General features: G+C 72.3%; 15 protein-coding genes. 8 read left to right on the top strand and 7 right to left on the bottom strand.

Annotation, left to right across the window (positions count from 1 at the left end):
• Position 1: 1 nt before the first annotated feature.
• The 6 genes from ACFXI4_RS07535 to ACFXI4_RS07510 all read right to left on the bottom strand — a co-directional run bounded on the left by ACFXI4_RS07535 (position 2) and on the right by ACFXI4_RS07510 (position 12216).
• Positions 2 to 2200: a CDP-glycerol glycerophosphotransferase family protein gene (locus ACFXI4_RS07535; RefSeq protein ID WP_384988799.1), complete on the bottom strand. Its 2199-nt coding sequence runs from the start codon at positions 2198 to 2200 to the stop codon at positions 2 to 4.
• Positions 2201 to 2324: 124 nt separating this feature from the next.
• Entirely contained in the window at positions 2325 to 4583 is a 2259-nt protein-coding gene (locus ACFXI4_RS07530) for a CDP-glycerol glycerophosphotransferase family protein (RefSeq protein ID WP_384988798.1), read from the bottom strand.
• Between the two features lie 150 nt (positions 4584 to 4733).
• A complete protein-coding gene (locus ACFXI4_RS07525) occupies positions 4734 to 5573 on the bottom strand; it encodes a carbohydrate ABC transporter permease (protein ID WP_362723882.1) in 840 nt (279 codons plus the stop codon).
• Positions 5570 to 6901, bottom strand: a complete 1332-nt coding sequence (locus ACFXI4_RS07520) for a carbohydrate ABC transporter permease (RefSeq protein ID WP_384988797.1) — start codon at positions 6899 to 6901, stop codon at positions 5570 to 5572. The genes ACFXI4_RS07525 and ACFXI4_RS07520 overlap by 4 nt, the downstream gene beginning before the upstream one ends.
• Before the next feature lie 7 nt (positions 6902 to 6908).
• Positions 6909 to 8294 carry an ABC transporter substrate-binding protein gene (locus ACFXI4_RS07515; RefSeq protein WP_384988796.1) on the bottom strand — a complete coding sequence of 462 codons (1386 nt, stop codon included), beginning with the start codon at positions 8292 to 8294 and terminating at the stop codon, positions 6909 to 6911.
• Between the two features lie 235 nt (positions 8295 to 8529).
• Entirely contained in the window at positions 8530 to 12216 is a 3687-nt protein-coding gene (locus tag ACFXI4_RS07510) for an FHA domain-containing protein (RefSeq protein WP_384988795.1), read from the bottom strand.
• 416 nt (positions 12217 to 12632) lie between these two features.
• Here ACFXI4_RS07510 and ACFXI4_RS07505 point away from each other — a divergent pair, with 416 nt between their 5' ends.
• From ACFXI4_RS07505 to ACFXI4_RS07490, 4 genes are all read left to right on the top strand, one after another.
• Positions 12633 to 14345: a serine/threonine-protein kinase gene (locus tag ACFXI4_RS07505; RefSeq protein WP_384988794.1), complete on the top strand. Its 1713-nt coding sequence runs from the start codon at positions 12633 to 12635 to the stop codon at positions 14343 to 14345.
• Positions 14346 to 14456: 111 nt separating this feature from the next.
• A complete protein-coding gene (locus tag ACFXI4_RS07500) occupies positions 14457 to 15686 on the top strand; it encodes a serine/threonine-protein kinase (RefSeq protein WP_384988793.1) in 1230 nt (409 codons plus the stop codon).
• 208 nt (positions 15687 to 15894) lie between these two features.
• Complete coding sequence (gene prfB, locus ACFXI4_RS07495; protein ID WP_362722513.1) at positions 15895 to 17001, top strand: peptide chain release factor 2; 1107 nt, start codon at positions 15895 to 15897, stop codon at positions 16999 to 17001.
• A gap of 324 nt (positions 17002 to 17325) precedes the next feature.
• Positions 17326 to 17949 (top strand): hypothetical protein, encoded by a 624-nt coding sequence (locus tag ACFXI4_RS07490; RefSeq protein ID WP_384988792.1) that lies wholly within the window; start codon positions 17326 to 17328, stop codon positions 17947 to 17949.
• Positions 17950 to 18091: 142 nt separating this feature from the next.
• Here ACFXI4_RS07490 and ACFXI4_RS07485 read toward each other — a convergent pair whose 3' ends face one another.
• Positions 18092 to 18283 carry a hypothetical protein gene (locus ACFXI4_RS07485; protein WP_362722508.1) on the bottom strand — a complete coding sequence of 64 codons (192 nt, stop codon included), beginning with the start codon at positions 18281 to 18283 and terminating at the stop codon, positions 18092 to 18094.
• Between the two features lie 247 nt (positions 18284 to 18530).
• Here ACFXI4_RS07485 and ftsE point away from each other — a divergent pair, with 247 nt between their 5' ends.
• The 4 genes from ftsE to smpB all read left to right on the top strand — a co-directional run bounded on the left by ftsE (position 18531) and on the right by smpB (position 22029).
• The gene (gene ftsE / locus ACFXI4_RS07480; RefSeq protein ID WP_351322897.1) at positions 18531 to 19220 is read left to right on the top strand and encodes a cell division ATP-binding protein FtsE; all 690 of its coding nucleotides are present in this window, start codon (positions 18531 to 18533) and stop codon (positions 19218 to 19220) included.
• Positions 19221 to 19267: 47 nt separating this feature from the next.
• Positions 19268 to 20185, top strand: a complete 918-nt coding sequence (gene ftsX, locus ACFXI4_RS07475; protein ID WP_362722505.1) for a permease-like cell division protein FtsX — start codon at positions 19268 to 19270, stop codon at positions 20183 to 20185.
• Between the two features lie 68 nt (positions 20186 to 20253).
• Positions 20254 to 21423, top strand: coding sequence for a S41 family peptidase (locus ACFXI4_RS07470; protein WP_384988791.1), 1170 nt, complete (start codon positions 20254 to 20256; stop codon positions 21421 to 21423).
• Positions 21424 to 21486: 63 nt separating this feature from the next.
• On the top strand, positions 21487 to 22029 hold the full coding sequence (smpB, locus tag ACFXI4_RS07465) for an SsrA-binding protein SmpB (protein ID WP_362722516.1): 543 nt from the start codon (positions 21487 to 21489) through the stop codon (positions 22027 to 22029).
• The last annotated feature ends 66 nt before the right edge of the window (positions 22030 to 22095 follow it).

Below are 22095 nucleotides of genomic sequence, written 5' to 3'. Positions count from 1 at the left end.
GTCAGCTCCTCGTGAAAACGGTGGCGGCCGGGGCGGGCAGGCGTTCCGCCAGCGGGATCAGCGACGGGAGCGACTCCGGCGGCTGGCCGAGGAACACCCGGCGTACGACCCGTTCGGCGGCCAGGCCGTCGTCGAACTCGCAGAATCGGGCCCGGAACGCGTTCCGCAGCCGTGTGGACTCCGGGCTCCGGTGCGAGCCCTCGCGGAAGATCCGGCCCAGTTCGTCCGGGGTGCGGGCGACCGGGCCCGGCGGCTCGGCGGGCAGGTCGAAGTAGACGCCCCTTGTCTCCCGGTAGACCTCCCAGTCGTCGGCGTAGACGACGATCGGGCGGTCCAGGTTGGCGTAGTCGAACATGATGGAGGAGTAGTCGGTGATCAGCGCGTCCGCCGCGAGGCACACGTCCTCGACGCAGGGGTGCGCGGTGACGTCGATGACCCGGCCGGTGTCCGCGAGGGCTCCCCGGTCGTAGAAGTAGTGGGCGCGCAGGAGGACGACGACGTTCTCGCCGGCCTCCTCGCAGAACGCCTCCAGGTCGAGGCCGGGCTCGAAGCCGGTGTGGTGGTCGCGGTGGGTGGGGGCGTACAGCACGGCCGTCCTGCCGTCCGGGACGCCCAGGCTGCGACGGGCCCGCACCACGTCGTGGGCGGACGCCGTGTAGTAGACGTCGTTGCGCGGATAGCCGTACTCCAGGGCCTCGTAGGAGCCGGGGAAGGCGCGCTCCCAGGTCTGGGTGGAGTGGCGGTTGGCGGAGAGATTGAAGTCCCAGCGGTCGACGCGGCCGAGCAGTCTGGTGAAGCTGCCGGTCCGCGCCGCGACCACCGGGTACGTCGACTGGTCGACGCCCATCTTCTTCAGCGGGGTGCCGTGCTGCGTCTGGAGGTGCACGCTGCCGGGCCGCTTGACGACGCCCTCCGCGAAGTTGGCGTTGTTCACCAGGTACTTGGCGCGGGCCAGCACCTGCCAGTAGCGGCGGCTGCCGATCACCGCGTACTCGACGTCCGCGGGCACGGCGCCCTCCCGGCCCGGCTCGACCAGGAACACCGAGCGCAGCCAGGGCGCGAGTTGGCGGGCGGCGGCGTGGATCGCGGCCGGGTTGCAGGCGTAACCGCGCCCCCAGTAGGCACAGTACACGACGAGGTTCTCGTCGAGCGGGCGGCGCAGGTCGAGGGCGTAGCGCAGCCGGGTGAGCGGCAGCCGCGGGCGGGGCAGCCGCCCGGCCGCCCAGGCCGCCGCCCGGTTGGCCCCGCGCAGCGCCAGGAACGCGGTGTACGCGCCCGCCGCGAGGAGCCGGTGCTGCACCCCGAGACTCCCGCCCGGCATCCGGAACCCGGCCGGCCGGTAGGTACGGTGCAGCGACCCCGCCCGCCGGAAGAACGCCCGGTGCCCGGACGGCAGCCGCTGCGGGCGGGCGGCCGTCCTCAGCACGGCCTCGAAGACCTGCTCGAACAGCGGCCGGGCCCGTTCGCCCGGAAGCCCCGCCGCCAGCGCCCGCGCCAGCACCAGCTCGACCTGGTCGAGGAGTTCGTGGTGGTGCGCACCGGGCAGGTTCAGCCTGCTGCCCTGCCGGCGCAGCCGGTGCCGTACGACGGCCGAACGCAGCACCGCGACCCGTTCGGCGGCGATGCCGGTCAGCCCGCCCCAGCCGACGTCCGTGAAGTGGCCGTCGGGGAACCGCAGCCGGCCGTCCGTGACAAAGGCGCGGCGCCAGGCCGCGCTCCACGCCGGCAGCGTCACCCCGGTCAGCGCGGGAGCCTCGGACGGGGCGAAGACGTCCTGCGGGGTCGCTGCCGGCAGCGTCGCCGGGGCGGCCGGCTCACCCTCCCACCAGGGCGCCCGCTCGTGCCCGAAGTACAGCACGTCCACGTCACCGGTCTCGGCCAGCCGTGCCGCCAGCCGCGCCAGCGCGCCCGGCATCAGAACGTCGTCGCCGTCGAGGAACAGCAGGTACGTGCCCTTCGCCGCCCGCATCCCGGTGTTGCGGGCCCCGCTCAGCCCGGCGGACGGCGGAGAGTGCACCGGGGCCACCCGGGAGTCCCGCTCGGCGTATCCGGCGGCGACCGCGGCGGCCGGGGCGTCGGGCGCGTCACAGACCGGGATCAGCTCCAGGTCGCCGAAGGACTGGGCGAGGACCGAGTCCAGCGCCTGGGACAGCCGGCCGGCGACCCCGTGGGAGGGGACGATGATGCTGAAGCGGGGCATGCTGCTCTTTCTCAGGTGTCCATGCGGCCCGGCCTTCCCGCCGGTCGCCAGGTGGACGGCCGCGACGGAGTGGGCCGCGAGGTGTTGGGGGGCATGAAGGAACTCCCTGGAAGGCAAACGGCGGTCAGCGGCTCTCGGTGACGGGCAGGTGGCCGGAAGGTTGCGGAACGGTGGCCGGCGGGGGATCGTCCGGCTCCGGGGCCGCCGACGGAACGGGGTGCCGCTCGGCCGGCGGCACGACCTCCGGCAGCCCGGCCGTCTCGCCGAGCACCACATGCCGTACGACCCGCTCGGCGGCGCGTCCGTCGTCGTACCGGCAGAACCGCTCGCGGAACGCGGCGCGCAGCTGCGCGGAGTGGGAGCCGCGCCAGTCGCCGCCGGCGAAGATGTCGATCAGCTCGTCCTCGCTGCGGGCGACCGCGCCCGGCGGTGCGGAGCGCAGGTCGAAGTAGGTGCCGCGGGCCGCGTGGTAGGCGTCCCAGTCCTCGGTGTGCACGACGATCGGGCGGTCCAGGTTGGCGTAGTCGAACATGATCGACGAGTAGTCGGTGATCAGCGCGTCCGAGGCCAGGCAGAGGGACTCCACGCTCGGGTGGCCGCTGACGTCGATCACCCGCGTCCCGGCCGGGAGCGGTCCGCCGTGCCAGTAGTGGGCGCGGGCCAGGACGACGAAGCGCGGGCCGAGCCGGCGGACGATCCGGTCCAGGTCGAGCGCCGGGCGCTGGGTGCGCCGGTAGTCGCGGTGGGTGGGCGCGTACAGCAGCGCGACGGCGCCCTCGGGGACGCCGAGCGACTCGCGGATCCGGGTCACGTCGGCGGAAGTGGCCTGCTGGAAGACGTCGTTGCGGGGGTAGCCGTATTCGAGGGTGGTGTAGCCACCGGGGTAGACGCGCTCCCAGGTCAGGGTGGTGTGCCGGTTGGCGGACAGGAGGTAGTCCCACTTGTCCACGCCCCGCAGGAGCTCCTCGAAGTCCATGCCGGCGCCCGCCGCCGGACGTTCCTGGAGGTCGAGGCCCATGTGCTTGAGCGGGGTGCCGTGCTGGGTCTGCACGAACACCTGGCCGGCGCGTTTGCGCAGCCGCCGGTCGAAATTGACGTTGTTGACGAGGTACTTGGACCGGGCCAGGGCGGTCCAGTAGCCGAAGGTGCCCGGGCGCAGCCGGAGCGGGCCCGGCGGGACGGTGTGCTGGTGTTCGGGGCGGGCGATCCAGGCGGTGCGGATGTGCGGGGCGTGTCTGCGGAACGCGGCCTCCAGCGCGCCCGGGTTGCAGCTGTGGCCGCGGTTCCAGTAGGCGGCGAAGACCGCGCGATCGCGCAGCGGCAGACGCAGCTGGACCCGGTAGTGCAGCTGGAGGAGGGCCGAGCGCAGACCACGGGCGGACTTGACGGCGGCTTTGACCGTGCGGCGGCCCGCGGACTGCGCCAGCTGGAGGGCGCGGTAGGTGCGGTGCAGGCCGTGGTGGACGAGACCGTGGCGCAGCCGGGTCCGCATCGGCGGCGGGGTGCCCGCGGCCCGGTGGCGGCGGCAGTGGGCGCGGGCCCTGCGCAGGAACTCGGCGCGGGTGCCGCGGGGCAGCCGCTCCCGCCGGGTGAACACCGTCGAGAGGTGGTCGGTCATCCGCCGGAACAGCACCGGCCGCCAGTGGGCCAGTTCGGGCCGCTCCTCGATGAACGCGAAGACCCGGTCGTACTGGTCGAAGATGTCGAAGTGGCCGCGGCTGGCGGTGGAGAGGATGCTGCCCTGCCGCCGCTGCCGGTAGTGCACACAGACCCGGTCCAGGGTCGCGATCGTCCCGGCGGTCATCAGGACCGGGTAGGTCCAGGGGGTGTCCTCGTAGTAGCCGGGCGGGAAGGTGAAGCCGTGTTCCGCCACGAACTCCCGCCGGTACGCCTTGTTCCAGGCCACCATGAGGACGCGGAGGAGGCCCGGCCGGTCCTCCAGACGGAAGGGCGCCGGGCCCTGCTCGGTCAGGTGCGGCGCGGCCCTGTTGCGTTCCGCACGGCCCGTCCAGAAGGTCCGCGCGTAGTCGTGGACCAGCACGTCCGGCTCGCCGGTCTCCTTGAGCCGGCCGGCGATCGCCTGCAGCGCGTCGGGGGTGAGCGTGTCGTCGCTGTCCAGGAAGAGCAGGTAGTCGCCGCGCGCGAGCTCCATCCCGGCGTTGCGGGCACCGCCCAGGCCCTGGTTCGCCGGCAGGTGCACGGGGCGGACCCGCTCGTCGCGGGCCGCGTACTCGTCGATGATCGCGCCGCAGGCGTCCGGTGAACGGTCGTCGACGGCGATCAGTTCCAGATCGGGATACGACTGCGAGAGCACCGAGTCCAGGCACTCGGACAGATACGCCTGGACCTTGTACGCGGGGACAATGACACTGAACCTGGGCAAGGGGGCATCCATCGGTCGGCGCGGGCGTTCTGCCCGGGAACGGCCAATGGAGTGATTCGGTTACGGTTCGCTACGGCATCCGGGTCACGTTCGGTGAACGGCGAAGGGCGAGCCGGTGGCCGGCTCGCCCTTTCCGGTGTGCCTCGGGGGTTATTTGACCGCGCCCGCCATCACTCCCGTGACGAACTGGCGCTGGAACGCGAAGAACACCGCCAGCGGGATCACCATCGAGATGAAGGCGCCGGGCGCGAGCACGTCGACGTTGTTGCCGAACTGGCGGACCTGGGTCTGGAGCGCCACCGTGATCGGCTGGGTGCCCGACTTGGTGAACACCAGCGCGACCAGCATGTCGTTCCACACCCACAGGAACTGGAAGATGCCCAGGCTCGCGATCGCGGGCCCGCCCAGCGGCATCACCACCCGGGTGAACAGGCGCAGTTCACCGGCGCCGTCGAGGCGGGCGGCCTCCAGCAGCTCCCGCGGGATCTCCGCGAAGAAGTTCCGCAGCAGGAACACCGCGAACGGCAGTCCGAAGCCGACATGGAAGAGGACCACCCCGAGGATCGTCCCGAACAGGCCGATCTTGCCGAAGAGTTCGGCGATCGGGATCAGCGCGACCTGGACGGGCACCACCAGCAGGCTGACCACGATCAGGAACCACCAGTCCCGGCCGGGGAACTCCATCCACGCGAACGCGTACCCGGCCAGCGCCCCGATGATCACGACCAGGACGGTCGCGGGGACGGTGATCAGGACCGTGTTCCACAGCGAGTGGGTGATGTCGCCGTTCTCCAGCAGGTTCTGGTAGCTGTCGAAGGTGAGCTGGGACGGCTTGGTGAACACCTGCCACCAGCCGCTCGCGCTCATGTCCTCCGGGGAACGCAGCGAGGAGGCGAGCAGCCCGATCGTCGGAACCAGCCAGAACAGCGCGACGACGATCAGGAAGACCCGGACCAGACCGCCGTTGATCTTCTCCAGCAGCCAGCTCATCGCCGCTCCTCCCGTCGCAGCCGACGCACGTTGAACCACATCACCGGGATGACCAGGAGCAGCAGGAACACCGCGATCGCGCTCGCGATGCCCGGCTGGCCCTCCGAGAAGCCCTTGCGGTACAGCTCCAGGGCGAGCACGTTCGCGTCGTCCTGCGAGGAGCCCGGCGCGATGATGTACACGAGGTCGAAGACCTTCAGCACGTTGATCATCAGGGTCACGGTGACCACCGCGAGGACCGGTGCGAGGAGCGGCACGGTGACCTTGCGGAACACCTGCCACTCGGTCGCCCCGTCGACCCGCGCCGCTTCGAGCAGCTCCCGGGGCACGCCCGCGAGCCCGGCCGCGATCAGCACCATCGCGAAGCCCGCCCACATCCAGATGTACGACCCGATGATGGCGGGCGTGACCAGGGACGGGCCGAGCCAGTCGACCCCGTTGTAGGGCTGCTTGAAGTTGCTCGCGGGCAGCCGCAGCAGGGCTCCGTCGGCGGTGGCGGGCAGCGTGAAGGTGCCGTCGGCGGCGGCCTTGGCCGAGGCCACCACCTTGCCGTCCTTCACCGCCTCGACCCGCATCCCGTCGTAGCCGAGCTCGGACGGGTCGGGGGCGCCGAGCCGGCCGACGCCCTTGCCGCGGGTGAAGTCCTGCCAGGTGGTGCCGGTGATCTTCCCGGGATCGGACTTCGCCGCCGCGGCCTTCTTCGCGCCGTCGGGCATCTGGTCGGGGGCGACGCCGACCAGGGGCAGGGTGACGGCCTGTCCGGTGTGGACGGCCCCCGTGGTGACGAAGCCGCCCTGGTCCGGCTTGAGCGGCGACTCCCGGCCCGGGTGGGCGTTCGGGAACGCCGAGGACTGGGCGAAGGTGTCGTGGACGCCGACCCAGACCGCGTTGGCGACGCCCTTGTCCGGGTCCTGGTCGTAGACGAGCCGGAAGATGATCCCGGCGGCCAGCATCGAGATCGCCATCGGCATGAAGACGACCAGCTTGAACGCCGTGCCCCAGCGGATCTTCTCGGTCAGCACCGCGAAGATCAGACCGAGGGCGGTGGAGACCGTCGGCGCGAACACCACCCAGATGATGTTGTTCTTCAGGGCGGTGCGGATGCCGTCGTCCGTGAAGATCGCCCTGTAGTTGTCGAAGCCGGCGAATCCGTCGCCGTTGGCGTTGTAGAAGCTGCGGATCAGCGAGTACCCGATCGGGTAGACCACGAGCGCGCCGAGCAGCACCAGGGCGGGGAGCAGGAAGAGGACCGCCACCGTCCTGCGGGTGCCGGTCACGCTCTTGCGGCGGCCCGGTGGGGCGGGGGCCGTCGTAGCGGGTGCGGCCATCGCCGGGTCAGCTTCCGCTGCCGTAGGCGGCCGCTGCGTCCTTCTCCAGCTTCGCCTGGGTGCCCGCGACGTCCTTCGGGTTCTTCAGGAAGTCCTGGAGGTCCTTCCACTCGCCCTTGCCCGGGGTGCCGCCGAACGCCTGCGGGGCCTGGTCGGACATGTCGAAGCGGAAGTCGTCACCGGACGCGATCAGGGCCTTGGCGATGGTGCGCTGCACCTCGTTCGGGTACGCCGAGTTCGGCACGCTCTTGTTCGGGGAGAGATATCCGCCGAGCTTCGCCTGGATCGTCGCCGCGTCCGGGGAGGCCAGGAAGGCCGCCAGGGCCTGGGCCCCCTTGGAGTCCTTGAAGATGACGGCCGCGTCACCGCCGGAGACCACGGGTGCGGCGGAGCCGACCGCCGGGAACGGGAACACCTTGGCGCCCGTGCCCACCTTCGCCTTGGTCTCACCGATGTTGACCTGCACGAAGTCACCCTCGTAGACCATCCCGGCCTTCGGCTGGTCGCCGCCGGTGAAGGTCTGGGTGACCGAGGCCGGGAACTCCGTCTGCAGCGCGCCGTCCGCGCCGCCGGCGACATACCCCTTCTTGCCCCAGACCTGGGCGAGCGTGGTCAGGGCCTGCTTCACCGACGGGTCGGTCCACTTGATCTTGTGCTGGGCGAGCTGGTCGTACTTCTCCGGGCCCGCCTGGGAGAGGTAGACGTTCTCGAACCAGTCGGTCAGCGTCCAGCCGTCGGCGCCGCCGACCGAGAACGGCGTGACGCCCGAGTCGTACACCGTCTGCGCGGTCGTCAGCAGGTCCTGCCAGGTCTTGGGTTCCTTGGCGCCCGCGTTTTCGAAGACCGTGGTGTTGTACCAGATCAGCGACTTGTTGGCGGCCTTGTAGTAGACGCCGTACTGCTTGCCGCCGACCTTGCCGATGTCCTGCCAGCCCTGCGAGTAGTTCTTCTGCACTTCCTTGAGCGCGTCCGCGCCGAGCGGCTTCGCCCAGCCCTTCTGCACGGCCTGTTTGATCGCCCCGGGCTGCGGCAGCAGCGCGATGTCCGGCGGCTGACCGCCCGCGATCTTCGAGCCGAGGAAGTTGATGATCGGGTCCTGGGCGGGCACGAAGGTGACCTTCGCGCCGGTGCGCTTCTCGAACTCCGCCAGCACCTGCTTGAAGTTCTTCTGCTCCTGCCCGGTCCAGACGGCGGCCACCTCCAGCGTGGTGCCGTCCAGTTTCGGCAGGGTGAGGGTGGAACCGGACGTACTGGCGCTGCTCTCCGAGCCGTTGTCGTCCTTCTTGCCGTCGTCGCTGCCTCCGCACGCGGTGAGCACGAGGGCTCCCGCCAGGAGTGCGGCGACCGCGGTGACGGCCCTGCCGGTCCCGATGGTGTTGCTCATGGCGCGCATCACTTCCCCGTTCGTCGTTCCTCGTTGAACGTCAGAACTCTGTCCCGTGCGCTCCGGTGTACGCGGGGGCCGCCCGTGCGGCAAGGGTGCCTACAGGTGAGGGCCGGGGATCGTGATCGCCTCGTGATCAGTGGGCCCCCGGGGAGGCCTTCGCCACGGGCTTTTGCCACGGGCCTTCGCCACGGGCCTTTGCTCCGCGGATGCCTCGCTCCGCGTGCCCCGCTCCGTGCCTTCGCTACAGGAGCGAGGGCACCTCCGCCGCCGAGACCTCTCTGGCCGCTCTCTCCACCGCGCTCGCCAGCAGGGCCAGGTCCGTCGGGCCGTTGCCCAGTTCCCGGACCGGGCGGCGGGTCGGGGGGTCGCCCATGCGAGGCCAGTCGAGGGGGACGACCGTGGGGCGCTGGGTCGCCGTGCGGGGGATGCGGCCGGTGACGCGGCCCGCCTGGAACGCCGTGACCCGGCCGTCCGGTGTGGTCAGGCGGCCGCGGCCCGGGGCAGGTTCGTCGGGTCCCGCGGCCGGTGGGTCCAGGGTGACGCGCAGGGTGGCCCGCCGGGCGGGTTCCGTCTCCGCCGTACGGCCGCCCGCACCGGCCGCCGCGATCAGGTGGACGCCGAGCCGGCCGCCCTCCTTCGCCACCGCCTCCAGCGCCCGCATCACGGAACCGGCGGCCGGCCGGCCCGGTGAGCCGAGGGCGGGGGAGACCAGGGCGTCCAGATCGTCGACCACCACGACCAGGCGCGGCAACGGCGGTGGCGCCTCGGTGCGTTGACGGGCCGCGGCCCCTGCCGACGGGCGCAGCCGGATCGTGGAGCTGGGCGGTGCCTCTATGTCGGCGGCGCCCGACGCGGCGGGGCGGCCGCGCTGGGCGACGATACGGCCCGAGATCTCCCGCTGGGCGTGCCAGTCGGTGAAGTCGGAGCGGCCGAGGAGTTCGGCCCGCCGTTTCAGTTCGGCACTCAGCGACTGTGCCAACTCCCGCATCCGGACCGGGTCGTTGACGCAGAGGTAGGTGGTCACATGCGGTATGTCGGTGCACACCCGCAGGCCCTCGCCGAGCCCCGCGCCGGCGCCGGTGCCGACGCCGTCGCGGCCGTCGATCAGGACGATCCCCAGCCGGTCGGGGCGCTCGGCGGCGGCCAGCGAGGCGACCGCCGCCCGCAGCAGCTCCGTACGGCCGCTGCCGGACGGCCCCTCGACCAGCAGGTGCGGTCCCTCGGCCACCAGGTCGGCGCCGAGCGGGCCGCGCGGTCCGGCTCCCAGGACGGCCCGGGCCCGGCCGCCCAGCGACTCCGTGTCGTCGGCCGCGTCCGCCCAACGGGCCATCAGCGACGCCGGGGTGGCCCGCGCCAGCCCCAACTCGTCCAGCAGCCGGGCGGACTGGGGCAGCGGGGCGGCCACCCGGGTGTGCCGGTCTTCTGCCGGGCCGTCGGGGCGGAGCGGGGCCAGCGCCCGCGCGAACCGCTCGGCCCAGGCGGGGGAGACCGCGTCCACCGCGGCCAGGGTGCCGGGGCCGAGAGGCCCGGCCGCGTCGGTGCGGGCCACCCGCAGCAGATGCAGTGCTGTCGCCACGTCCCCGCTGAGCAAGGCCACGGCACCGCACTCCCGGAACGTCGGCGTGACCGCGCACGCCGCCTGGTAGGTCTGGTCGACCGGCGAGGTGGGCGAGGTGGGCGCCGTCTCCGCCAGGCAGATCACATGCACTCCGGCGCGCGGTCCGGCGACCGTCAGCCGCGCCACCGCGTCACGCAGCGCGGAGCCGCCGGGATCGCCGTCCACGACGACGACCGTGTAGGGCCCCGGGAAACCCCTGCCGCGGTCGCCGGCGCCGAGGTCGTCGCGGGCCCAGGAGGGGCGGTGGGCGTCCTCGGCGGGCGCGGTGTCCGTGGCCGTACCGGCCAGGTCGGGGCGGTCGGACGGGGTGGCCGGCCGACGGGGCGCGGACAGGTCCTCCACCCTGCGGAGCAGTTCCTCCACGCGGGCGGCGGCCTGTTCGCGGTCGTAGGCGAGCAGGAGGCGACAGTCCTGGCCGTGCCCGGGACGCACGTGCGGGAGCCAGCCGAGCCAGGACCACTCGGCCGTGCGCTCCTCCAGGGGGCGGGCCCGGTCCGCGCTGATCAGCACGATCTCCAGCAGGTCGGGGGAGTGCAGCGCGGCGAGCTGGGCCAGTGCCGCGCGGGCGAGGCCGGCGAGGCGGGTGCGCGGGCCGGCGAGACCGAGGGCGCCGGCCTCGCGCAGGTCGGCGGTGACCGGCACGGCGGGGAGCAGCCCCTGGCCCCCGGGCGCCGCGCGGTCCGCGGTGCCGAGCCGGACCGTGAGCGTCTCCGGGTGTCCGGGGCCGCGCTCCCAGAGACGGGGGCCGGGGCCGAGCGCGGTCAGCAGCAGGGCGGCGGGGTCCGGCCAGGTCTCGGGCTGGGCCGGGACATCGGCCGGCGCCGTGCCGCCGGCCCCGGTCGCGGGCTCCGCGTCAGCGGCCGGCAGGGGCTCACCGCGCCCGCCGGCCAGCCGCCGCGCCCAGGCTCCGAGCCCGCCGCGCCTGCGGGCGGTCTCGGGGAGGTCGGGGGCGTCGGTGCCGCGGAGGGGGGTGCCTTTGCGTCTCGCGGAGGGGGCGGGCTCGCCGGTGGGGTCGCCGTCCGGGGCGGGACGGTGGTCCGCTGCCACCGGGTGACCGGGGGCGGCGGGACCGCTCCCGCCGCTGCGTGCGCCGGGGCCGCCGAGGGCCCCGGAGCGGCCGCCGTGGGTGTCGCCGGAACGTTGCACGGGGGCGGGCCGGCCCGTGCCGGTGAGGCGTTCCGTGGCGGTGGAGCCCTGTGGGCCGCCGGAGTGCCACGCGGGGGCGGAGCCGCCGCGCGGACCGGACGGTCCACCGTGCTGTCCGGCCGACGAGGTCGGCTCGTGCCGGGCCCCGGCCACCGGAGATCCCTCGTCGGACCGGGCGTCGGCCCGCGGCCCGCCACCCTGAGCGGTCCCGGCCGCCGGAACCCCGCCGCCCCGCTCGGCCTGCGGCGAGCCACCGCCCCGGCTCTCGATGCTCGGCGCCTCCCCCTGCGCGGGTACCACCGGCGGCTCCGCCGGCCCGTGCTCCTGGCCCCCGGCCGCTCCGCCCGAGGCCGCCGCGCCGTAGGCGTGATGGGTGCGGCCCGCGGGGCCGGGGGTGGCCGTGGCCGCCCCGTGCGCGGGGCCCGCCGCACGGCCGGCGCCGGCTGCCGCGGGACCACCGCTGACGTCGTCGTCCGGGTCCGGGTCCGCGAGCAGCACCCGTACGCAGCCCTCCCCGTCCGGTGCCGTGTCCACCCGGGCTCCCGGTCCCCCGGACGGCGTAAGCCGCAGGGCCGATTCCCCGATGCGCAGGAGCGCTCCCGGGGCGAGCCTGACCGGGCGGTCGGTGATCCGGGTGCCGTCCAGTGCCGTGCCGTTGGTGGAGTGCAGGTCGGCGACCGAGACGTGGCCGTCGGCGCCGACCGTGACCGCGCAGTGCAGCCGGGAGACGTCCGGGTCGTCGAGCGGGACGTCGGCGTCGGCGGAGCGGCCGACGGTGATCTGGCCGCCGTGCAGCAGGTGCACCCCGCCCGCGTCCGGACCGGCGATCACATGCAGCTGGGCCGGCGCGTCGTCCAGCTCGGGATGCGGCTCGGGGGCGACGGGCGCGCCCAGGGACAGCACGGCGCCGTCGACCAGCGGGGGCTCGCCCAGGATCCGGCGGCGGGCGTCCAGCCGCTCCGTCCCCGCGTACAGCACGACCGGGGCGCCGCTGGTCTCCCGGCCGCCCGGACCGCCGTCACCGGTGACCGCCGAGGCCAGTGCGGAGGCCACCGCCGCGAGATCCGTGCCCGCGGGCGCCGTCACCAGCACGTCCCGGCTCAGGATCCGGCCCCGCTGCGCGGCAGGGCCCAGCGGGTCTACGACGGTCAGCCGGATCTGCATCGCCGTCAGCGGTCCCTTCTGCGCGGGCGCGGAATTCCCCCCACCGCCACGCGCACGTCGGCCAGTTCTGCTGTCGCACGCATCCTCGCACCTGCCGCTGACAACGCGCCCACGCCCCGATGGTAAGTGATCTTGATTGGTCAGCTCTGCCCCCAAAAGTGCCTGACCGATACCGTGCCGACGATCACTTGAGATCGGTCACGTCCGGACCCGGCAACCGACGGACCGAAGTGAGCGTCTTTCCCTCGAACAAGTGCGGGAACGCCAACGTATGGGCATACGTGCGGAACACCTGCCGGCCGCCTGCCGGGCAGGGGAGAGCAGAGCCGGACGACAGCCGGTGTCGGGGACCACGGCACTACAGTGGGTGGGACACAAGAACCGGACACACCAGCAAGCAGCAGGGAGCGGATGACGTGCGGCCGGTAGGCAGCAAGTACCTCCTGGAGGAGCCGCTCGGACGCGGCGCCACCGGTACCGTCTGGCGTGCCCGCCAGCGGGAGACCGCGGGCGCCGAGGCGGCCGTGCCCGGCCAGCCCGGGGAGACCGTCGCGATCAAGGTCCTCAAGGAAGAGCTCGCGAGCGACCCCGACATCGTGATGCGGTTCCTGCGGGAGCGCTCCGTGCTGCTCCGGCTGACCCACCCGAACATCGTCCGGGTCCGTGACCTGGTCGTCGAGGGCGATCTGCTGGCCCTGGTCATGGACCTCGTCGAGGGCCCCGACCTGCATCGCTACCTGCGCGAGAACGGCCCGTTCTCGCCGGTCGCCGCCGCACTGCTGACCGCCCAGATCGCCGACGCCCTCGCCGCCAGCCACGCCGACGGCGTCGTGCACCGCGACCTGAAGCCCGCCAACGTGCTGCTCCAGCAGTACAACGGCCAGATGCACCCGCTGCTGACCGACTTCGGCATCGCCCGGCTCGCCGACTCCCCGGGGCTGACCCGCACCCACGAGTTCGTCGGCACGCCCGCGTACGTGGCGCCGGAGTCCGCGGAGGGGCGCCCGCAGACCTCGGCCGTCGACATCTACGGCGCCGGCATCCTGCTGTACGAGCTGGTCACCGGCCGCCCGCCGTTCTCCGGCGGCAGCGCCCTCGAAGTCCTCCACCAGCACCTCAGCGCCGAGCCGCGCCGCCCGTCCACCGTTCCCGACCCGCTGTGGACGGTCATAGAGCGCTGCCTGCGCAAGAACCCCGACGACCGGCCCAGCGCCGAGAACCTCGCCCGCGGCCTGCGCGTCGTCGCCGAGGGCGTCGGCGTGCACGCGAACTCCGCGCAGATCGCCGCCGCCGAGGGGGTGGGCGCGCTGCTGGCCCCCGACCCGGCGCCCACCGCCGTACCGGGGTCGGCCGACCCCACGCAGGTGCTGCCGAACACCGGCGCGCCCGCCGGAACGTACGACCCGAACGCGGTGACCAGCTTCCTCCCGCACACCGGCGGCCCGACGGGCGCCGCCGACCCGACCGCCGTGCTGCCGAACACCGGCGCCGCGGACCCGACGGCCGTCATGCCCCCGATGCCCCAGGGGCAGCCCGGCCAGCAGCAGCCGGAGCAGCCGCACCCCTGGCAGACCCAGCTCCGCGCGGCCCGCGACCGCAACGAGCAGACGCAGGTCCAGTACCTCGACCCGAACGAGGACCCGCTGCGCCGCCGTCCGCAGCGCCAGGTGGCCCGGCCGCAGCAGCAGCCGCCCCGCCAGGCCCCGCAGCAGCAGCCGGTACGGCGGCCGCAGCCGCGCGGGCAGCAGGGTGGCGGATACGGCCAGCAGCAGGGCGGGTACGGCCAGCAGCCCGCCGGGTACGGCCATCAGCCGCAGCAGTACGCGCCGCAGCAGCAACCCCAGCGACCGCAGCAGCGCTATGCGCCGCCCCCGGCCGCCCCCGCCGAGCCGCAGCGGGCCGCACGCGAGCCGCGGCAGCGCGGTGCCAACCCGATGAAGATCCCCGGGCTCGGCTGTCTCAAGGGCTGCCTGTTCATGATCGTCGTCCTGTTCGTCGCGGGCTGGCTGATCTGGGACCTGACCCCGCTGCACACATGGGTGGGTGAAGGCAGGGGTTACTGGAGCCAGCTGAAGGACTGGTCGAAGTCGGTCGGTGACTTCTTCGACAGCGTGGGCGGCGGCAAGTGACCGTGAGTTTGGGTATTTGTCGACACCTGGCGGGTGATTTCCGCCTCCCTGGTGAAGGTTGGCTCCTCGGACGCGTACTTTTGTCGGCAACACGCGTCTGTAGGAGCAGCCTTGGCACGGAAGATCGGCAGCCGGTACACCGCCAACCAGATCCTGGGGCGGGGCAGCGCCGGCACGGTGTGGCTGGGCGAGGGGCCGGAAGGGCCCGTCGCCATCAAGCTGCTGCGTGAGGATCTCGCGTCCGACGAGGAGCTGGTGGGCCGCTTCGTACAGGAGCGCACGGCCCTGCTGGGCCTTGAGCACCCCAACGTGGTGTCGGTCCGCGACCTCGTCGTCGACGGCAACGACCTGGCCCTCGTGATGGACCTGGTCCGCGGCACCGACCTGCGCACCCGCCTGGAGCGGGAGCGGCGCCTGGCGCCCGAGGCCGCGGTGGCGATCGTCGCGGACGTCGCGGACGGGCTGGCGGCGGCGCACGCGGCGGGCGTGGTCCACCGGGACGTGAAGCCGGAGAACGTCCTGCTCGACATGCAGGGCCCGCTCGGCCCCGGCGGTGCCCACCCCGCCCTGCTGACCGACTTCGGCGTGGCGAAGCTGATCGACTCCCCGAAGCGGACCCGCGCCACGAAGATCATCGGCACCCCGGACTACCTGGCGCCGGAGATCGTCGAGGGCCTGCCGCCCCGCGCCTCGGTGGACATCTACGCCCTCGCGACGGTCCTGTACGAGCTGCTCGCGGGCTTCACCCCGTTCGGCGGCGGCCACCCCGGGGCGGTCCTGCGCCGGCACGTGACCGAGACCGTCGTGCCCCTGCCCGGCATCCCCGAGGAGCTCTGGCAGCTGCTCGTGCAGTGCCTGGCCAAGGCGCCCGCCTCCCGGCTGCGCGCCTCCGAGCTGGCCGCCCGGCTGCGGGAGCAGCTGCCGACGCTGGCGGGGATGCCGCCGCTGGACGTCGACGAGCCGGACACGGAGGCGTCGGAGGAGGCGGCCGAGGAGACCGCCGCCGCCCCGGCCGCCGAGGAGCAGCGGGTACGGCGCCGGGGAGCCGTCTCCCTGGTGCCGGGCGCCAAGCCGGACTCCAACCGGGACACGCACACGTCGATGCGGGTGCCCGGGCCGGACGAGCTGGCGGGCGGCGCACGGGGCACCGCCAGAGCCCCGAGGGCGTCCGGGGCGCCGAGGCCCGGCTCGGCCCGGCACAAGGCGGCGGCCCGGCGGCGCCGGGTGACGCTGGGCGTGGCCGGGGTCGTACTGGCGGCCGCGGTGGGCGTCGGCACCTGGCTCGCCACCTCCGGCGACGACTCCCCGCCCCAGGACACCCACAGCACGTCGACCCCGTGACCCCGTGACCCCGTGACCGTCCCGGGACCTCCGGGCGCGTGTGGCAGGGGGCGCGGGCCGGAGTACTCCGGGCGCCCGTCGGGGCGCCCGGTTCCGTGTGGCAGGCATCGTTTTTCGTCCGCTCCTCGCCTCGCCGGGTCGGGCGGGGCGAGGCAGGGCGGCGGTGGGCGGGCGCTGTGTGCCTGGCGGAGCCGTTACGCTGGGAGGCGTGGCAGTCGTCGATGTATCCGAAGAGCTCAAGTCCCTCTCCTCGACCATGGAGTCGATCGAGGCCGTTCTGGACCTCGACAAGCTGAGGGCAGACATCGCCGTGCTCGAGGAGCAGGCGGCCGCGCCGTCCCTGTGGGACAACCCGGACGAGGCGCAGAAGATCACCAGCAAGCTCTCCCACCTCCAGGCCGAGGTCAGGAAGGCGGAGGCGCTGCGCGGGCGGATCGACGATCTCGCGGTGCTCTTCGAGATGGCCGAGGAGGAGGACGACCCGGACACCCGCGCCGAGGCCGACTCCGAGCTCGCCGCCGTCCGGAAGGCGCTCGACGAGATGGAAGTGCGGACGCTGCTCAGCGGGGAGTACGACTCCCGCGAGGCGCTCGTGAACATCCGTGCGGAAGCGGGTGGCGTCGACGCCGCGGACTTCGCCGAGAAGCTGCAGCGGATGTACCTGCGCTGGGCGGAGCAGAAGGGCTACAAGACCGAGGTCTACGAGACGTCGTACGCGGAAGAGGCCGGCATCAAGTCGACCACCTTCGCCGTGCAGGTGCCGTACGCCTACGGGACGCTCTCGGTCGAGCAGGGCACCCACCGCCTGGTGCGGATCTCGCCCTACGACAACCAGGGGCGCCGTCAGACTTCCTTCGCGGGCGTGGAAGTCCTCCCCGTCGTCGAGACGACCGACCACATCGAGATCGACGAGTCCGAGCTGCGGGTGGACGTGTACCGGTCCTCCGGGCCCGGCGGGCAGGGCGTCAACACCACCGACTCCGCGGTACGCCTCACGCACATCCCCACCGGCATCGTCGTCTCCTGCCAGAACGAGCGGTCGCAGATCCAGAACAAGGCGACCGCGATGAACGTCCTCCAGGCCAAGCTTCTGGAGCGGCGCAGGCAGGAGGAACAGGCCAAGATGGACGCCCTCAAGGGCGACGGAGGCAACTCCTGGGGCAACCAGATGCGTTCGTATGTCCTGCACCCGTACCAGATGGTCAAGGACCTGCGTACGGAGTTCGAGGTCGGCAACCCCGAGGCCGTCTTCAACGGCGAGATCGACGGCTTCCTGGAGGCCGGAATTCGCTGGCGCAAGCAGCAGGAGAAGTAACTTTGTCGACTTGCCCATGGCGAGTCGGCCGATTCGACAACTGCCGTCCCAGGGACGGCAGTTGTCATATATCCGGGCCGTGCCAGGGGTGTCGCCAAGATTTACATCACACTCACAGGCTTCAACTCCCCGCATTCGGCGCGCAACTGGACATCGCGCCCGCAACGGCCTTGACGTTGCTTTGAAAAATGGGAAGGGTGAAGCGTGGCATGCGTATCTCTGGGGCGCATGAGAACCGGGGGGCTTGCGCATCCGTAGCTACCTCCGTAGAGCACAGCCCCAGCGCGGCCAACCTGACATTCAGCTACTGGGGGTAGCAACCAGATGACCAAGAAGACACGGATCCGGGTCGCGCGGATAGCCGCCTGCGCCGTGATCGCCGCCGGCGCCTCGCTGACCGCGGCCGGCGCGGCCTCCGCCCTCTCCATCGGCGTCGAGGCCAACCAGGACGGCATTACCGCCACCGTCAACACCGCCGACGACCCGACCGAGATCCCGACCGGCCCGGCCACCAGCGAGCCGCCCACGAGTGAGCCGCCCACGAGTGAGCCGCCCACCAGCGAGCCGCCCGTGAGCGAGCCCCCGTCCGAGTCCTCCGGGCCCTCGGACGAGCCCACCCAGCCCACCGACGAGCCCACCGAGCCGACGGAGGAGCCGAGCGACAACCCGACCGACGGCAGCGGCACGGGCAGCAACGGCGGCGGCAACAACACCGGCACCGACGGCAACTCCGGCACCTCCGCTCAGGAGGAGGGCTCCTCCTCCCTGACCGACACCGGTTCGGACACCACGAACACCCAGGCCCAGGGTGGCGGCGACCAGCTCGCCGAGACCGGTGCCGCGCAGACCGGCTTCCTGATCGCCGGTGCCGCCACGATGATCGCCGGCGGTATCGGCTTCCGTATCCTGCCGCGCCTCATGGGCGGCCGCGGCGGCGCCGCGGCCTGACGGTAGCCGGGCGCTCACGGAGCGCACGTCACGTACGGCGAAGGGCCCGGAGCGGTTGCTCCGGGCCCTTCGATCGCCTGCCTGTCGTGCGTTTCGCGGGGCGCTGTGGTGCGCCTTGCCGCGCGCGGCGTCGTGATGTCCGCTACGCGGTCTGGTGCGCGAGCAGTGCCACCGCGGCGATCAGCACCGCCAGCAGCCCGATCAGCGCCATCGGGTTCAGTCCGCCCAGGAAGTTCTCCTGCTGCAGGCGCTGGCGGTTGGCGCGGCACACGGGGCACCGGCCTTCGCTCACGGGCGCCGCGCAGTTCGCGCACACCAACCGGTCGTACGTCATGCGCTCGCCCTCCTTGCACCGGCCATTACCTACACAACGCTCAGCGGAACGAGAACGTTCCCCCTCCACTGTGCCAGGTTCCTCCGGAAAGGGCGCGGCCGTCCGCGGACCTCGCCCCGGCGTTCCGGAAAGATTGCCCCGGAACAAAACCGCACAAGCCTCACCCAACCGTGACCGGAGCCTGCGCTTCCTCACCCGACTCGCGTATGGTCACGCTCATCTACCCCCGGCGACCCGTGGTGCATCCGTGATCCGATTCGACAATGTCTCCAAGGTCTACCCCAAGCAGACCCGCCCCGCACTCAGGGAAGTGTCCCTGGAAGTGGAGAAGGGCGAGTTCGTGTTCCTCGTGGGGTCCTCCGGCTCCGGAAAGTCCACCTTCCTGCGGCTGATCCTCCGCGAGGAGCGATGCAGCCACGGCCAGGTGCACGTGCTGGGCAAGGACCTCGCCCGTCTCTCCAACTGGAAGGTGCCGCAGATGCGCCGCCAGCTCGGGACGGTCTTCCAGGACTTCCGCCTGCTGCCCAACAAGACGGTCGCCGAGAACGTGGCCTTCGCCCAGGAGGTGATCGGCAAGTCCAAGGGCGAGATCCGCAAGTCCGTGCCCCAGGTGCTCGACCTCGTCGGGCTCGGCGGCAAGGAGGACCGGATGCCCGGCGAGCTGTCCGGTGGTGAGCAGCAGCGCGTGGCCATCGCGCGCGCCTTCGTGAACCGTCCCAAGCTGCTGATCGCGGACGAGCCCACCGGTAACCTCGACCCGCAGACTTCGGTCGGCATCATGAAGCTGCTCGACCGCATCAACCGCACCGGCACCACCGTGGTGATGGCCACCCACGACCAGAACATCGTGGACCAGATGCGCAAGCGCGTCATCGAGCTGGAGAAGGGCCTCCTCGTCCGCGACCAGGCCCGCGGCGTCTACGGCTACCAGCACTGACCGCCCCCGACCCCGCAGACGTCCACGGAAAGGCATAACCCGACGCCATGCGCGCCCAGTTCGTACTGTCGGAGATCGGTGTCGGTCTCCGCCGCAATCTGACGATGACCTTCGCGGTCGTCGTCTCGGTCGCCCTGTCCCTGGCGCTCTTCGGTGGCTCGCTCCTGATGAGCGACCAGGTCAACACCATGAAGGGCTACTGGTACGACAAGGTCAACGTCTCGATCTTCCTCTGCAACAAGAGCGACGCCGAGTCCGACCCCAACTGCGCCAAGGGCGCGGTCACCGACGACCAGAGGAAGCAGATCCAGGCGGACCTCGGCAAGATGTCGGTGGTCGAGAAGGTCACCTACGAGTCGCAGGACCAGGCGTACAAGCACTACAAGGAGCAGTTCGGCGACTCTCCGCTGGCCGACTCCCTCACGCCGGACCAGATGCAGGAGTCGTACCGGATCAAGCTGAAGGACCCGCAGAAGTACCAGGTGGTCGCGACGGCGTTCGACGGCCGTGACGGCGTCCAGTCCGTCCAGGACCAGAAGGGCATCCTGGACAACCTCTTCGGCCTGCTCAACGGCATGAACTGGGCGGCCCGCATGGTCATGGCCCTGATGCTGGTGGTCGCCCTGATGCTGATCGTCAACACGGTGCGCGTCTCCGCGTTCAGCCGTAGGCGCGAGACCGGCATCATGCGCCTGGTCGGCGCCTCCGGCTTCTACATCCAGGCCCCGTTCATCGCGGAGGCCGCCGTCGCCGGCCTGATCGGCGGCACGGTCGCCTGCGGATTCCTGGTGGTCGCCCGCTACTTCATCATCGACCACGGCCTGGCCCTCTCCCAGAAGCTGAATCTGATCAACTTCATCGGCTGGGACGCGGTGTTGACCAAGCTCCCGCTCATCCTCGCAACAAGCCTTCTGATGCCCGCGCTTGCGGCGTTCTTCGCGTTGCGCAAGTACCTGAAGGTGTGACGCATGCCAAGAGGGTCGTACGGGCAAGCGTCCGTGCGGCCCTCTCGGCTTGTCCTAGACTCACCGGCATGTCAGGCCGAGAGCTGTTCTGCCAGCCCCGCCGGGTTCGCCGGGTGGCGGCTCTGACGTTGGTGTTCGCAGGGCTGCTGGTGACCGGGGCGGCCACCGGGGCGTTTCCCGATCCGGGCCAGGCCGAGCGGAAGACGCCGGGCGGAACCGCTCGCCCGGCCGCCGGCCACGACGATGTCGCGAAGGCCGCCGCCGAGGCGATGGCCGACGGCAAGTCGCCCATGGAGGCGGCGGAGCGGGCCGTGAGCCGCAGCGGGGACCGGTGGGCCGCGGTCTACTCCGAGGGTGAGTACCAGGAGTTCGAGGAAGCGCTCGACGGGCAGTACACCGGCGTCGGGCTGTGGGCCCGGCGGGAGCGGGACGGCCGGATCGAGGTGACCAAGGTGCAGGCCGGGTCGCCCGCCGCCACCGCCGGTATCAGGAAGGGCGACCGGCTGCGCAGGGTCGACGGGTCGGACGTCGACGGGCGGCCCGTCACCGACGTCGTCTCGTTACTGCGCGGCGACGCCACCGACGCCCGCGTCGGTACGACCGTCACGCTCGGCCTGGAACGCGGCACGCACGCGTGGACCGAGACCCTGCGCCGGGCACTGCTGTCCACCGACTCGGTGACCGTCCGCAAGCTGTCCGCCGGGATCACCGTCATCAGGATCTCCGCCTTCACCAAGGGCTCCGGGGAACTCGTGCGGGAGGCCGTCCGGCAGGCTCCCGCCGGCGCCGGGATCGTCCTCGACCTGCGCGGCAACTCCGGCGGCCTGGTCAGCGAGGCCGTCACCGCCGCCTCCGCCTTCCTCGACGGCGGCCTGGTCGCCACCTACGACGTGGACGGCTCGCAGCGCGCCCTGCACGCCGACGCCGGCGGCGACACCGCGAGACCCCTGGTCGCACTGGTCGACGGCGGCACGATGAGCGCGGCCGAGATGCTCACCGGCGCCCTCCAGGACCGCGGCCGCGCGGTCGTCCTCGGCTCCCGCACCTTCGGCAAGGGCTCCGTCCAGATGCCCACCCGGCTCCCCGACGGCTCGGTCGCCGAACTCACCGTCGGCCACTACCGGACCCCCTGCGGCCACACCGTCGACGGCCGGGGCATCACCCCCGACCTGGAGGTGTCCAGCGGGGCGCTGGAGCGGGCTGAGACGGTCCTCAGCGGCCTCGGCGACCCGTCGTAGCCAAATCCGCTTCCCTCGCACCCCCTCCGTGGTGCGAAAATGGAGAGCACTATGGCCAAGGGAATGTACGTACCGAAAGAGTCCCAGCAGAAGCAGCAGGGGACGGCCGCCAAAGCCAGGGACGGCGAGAAGGGCGGCAAGCGCAAGATCGTCGCGCAGAACAAGAAGGCGCGGCACGACTACGCGATCATCGACACCTACGAGGCCGGCATCGTGCTGTCCGGCACCGAGGTGAAGTCGCTGCGTCAGGGCCGCACCTCGCTGACCGACGGCTTCGTGCAGATCGACGGGAACGAGGCGTGGCTGCACAACGCCCACATCCCCGAGTACAGCCAGGGCACCTGGACCAACCACTCGGTGCGCCGCAAGCGCAAGCTGCTGCTGCACCGGGAGGAGATCGACAAGCTGGAGTCCAAGTCCCAGGAGACGGGCCACACGATCGTGCCGCTCGCCATCTACTTCAAGGACGGCCGGGCCAAGGCGGAGATCGCGCTCGCCCGGGGCAAGAAGGAGTACGACAAGCGGCAGACCCTGCGCGCGCAGCAGGACCGGCGGGAGTCGGACCGGGCGATCGCGGCGGCGAAGCGGAAGCAGCGGGGCGCGTAGGGCGGGACACCGCCGGAATACGGTGGCCACGTCGCTCGTTGTTCACGTACGATGGCACTGCACCTC

It is taken from the genome of Streptomyces sp. NPDC059224 (genome assembly GCF_042754285.1).
Lineage (GTDB): Bacteria > Actinomycetota > Actinomycetes > Streptomycetales > Streptomycetaceae > Streptomyces.
Note: the sequence above shows the minus strand (reverse complement) of the source record. Positions and strands in the feature narration are given on the sequence as shown.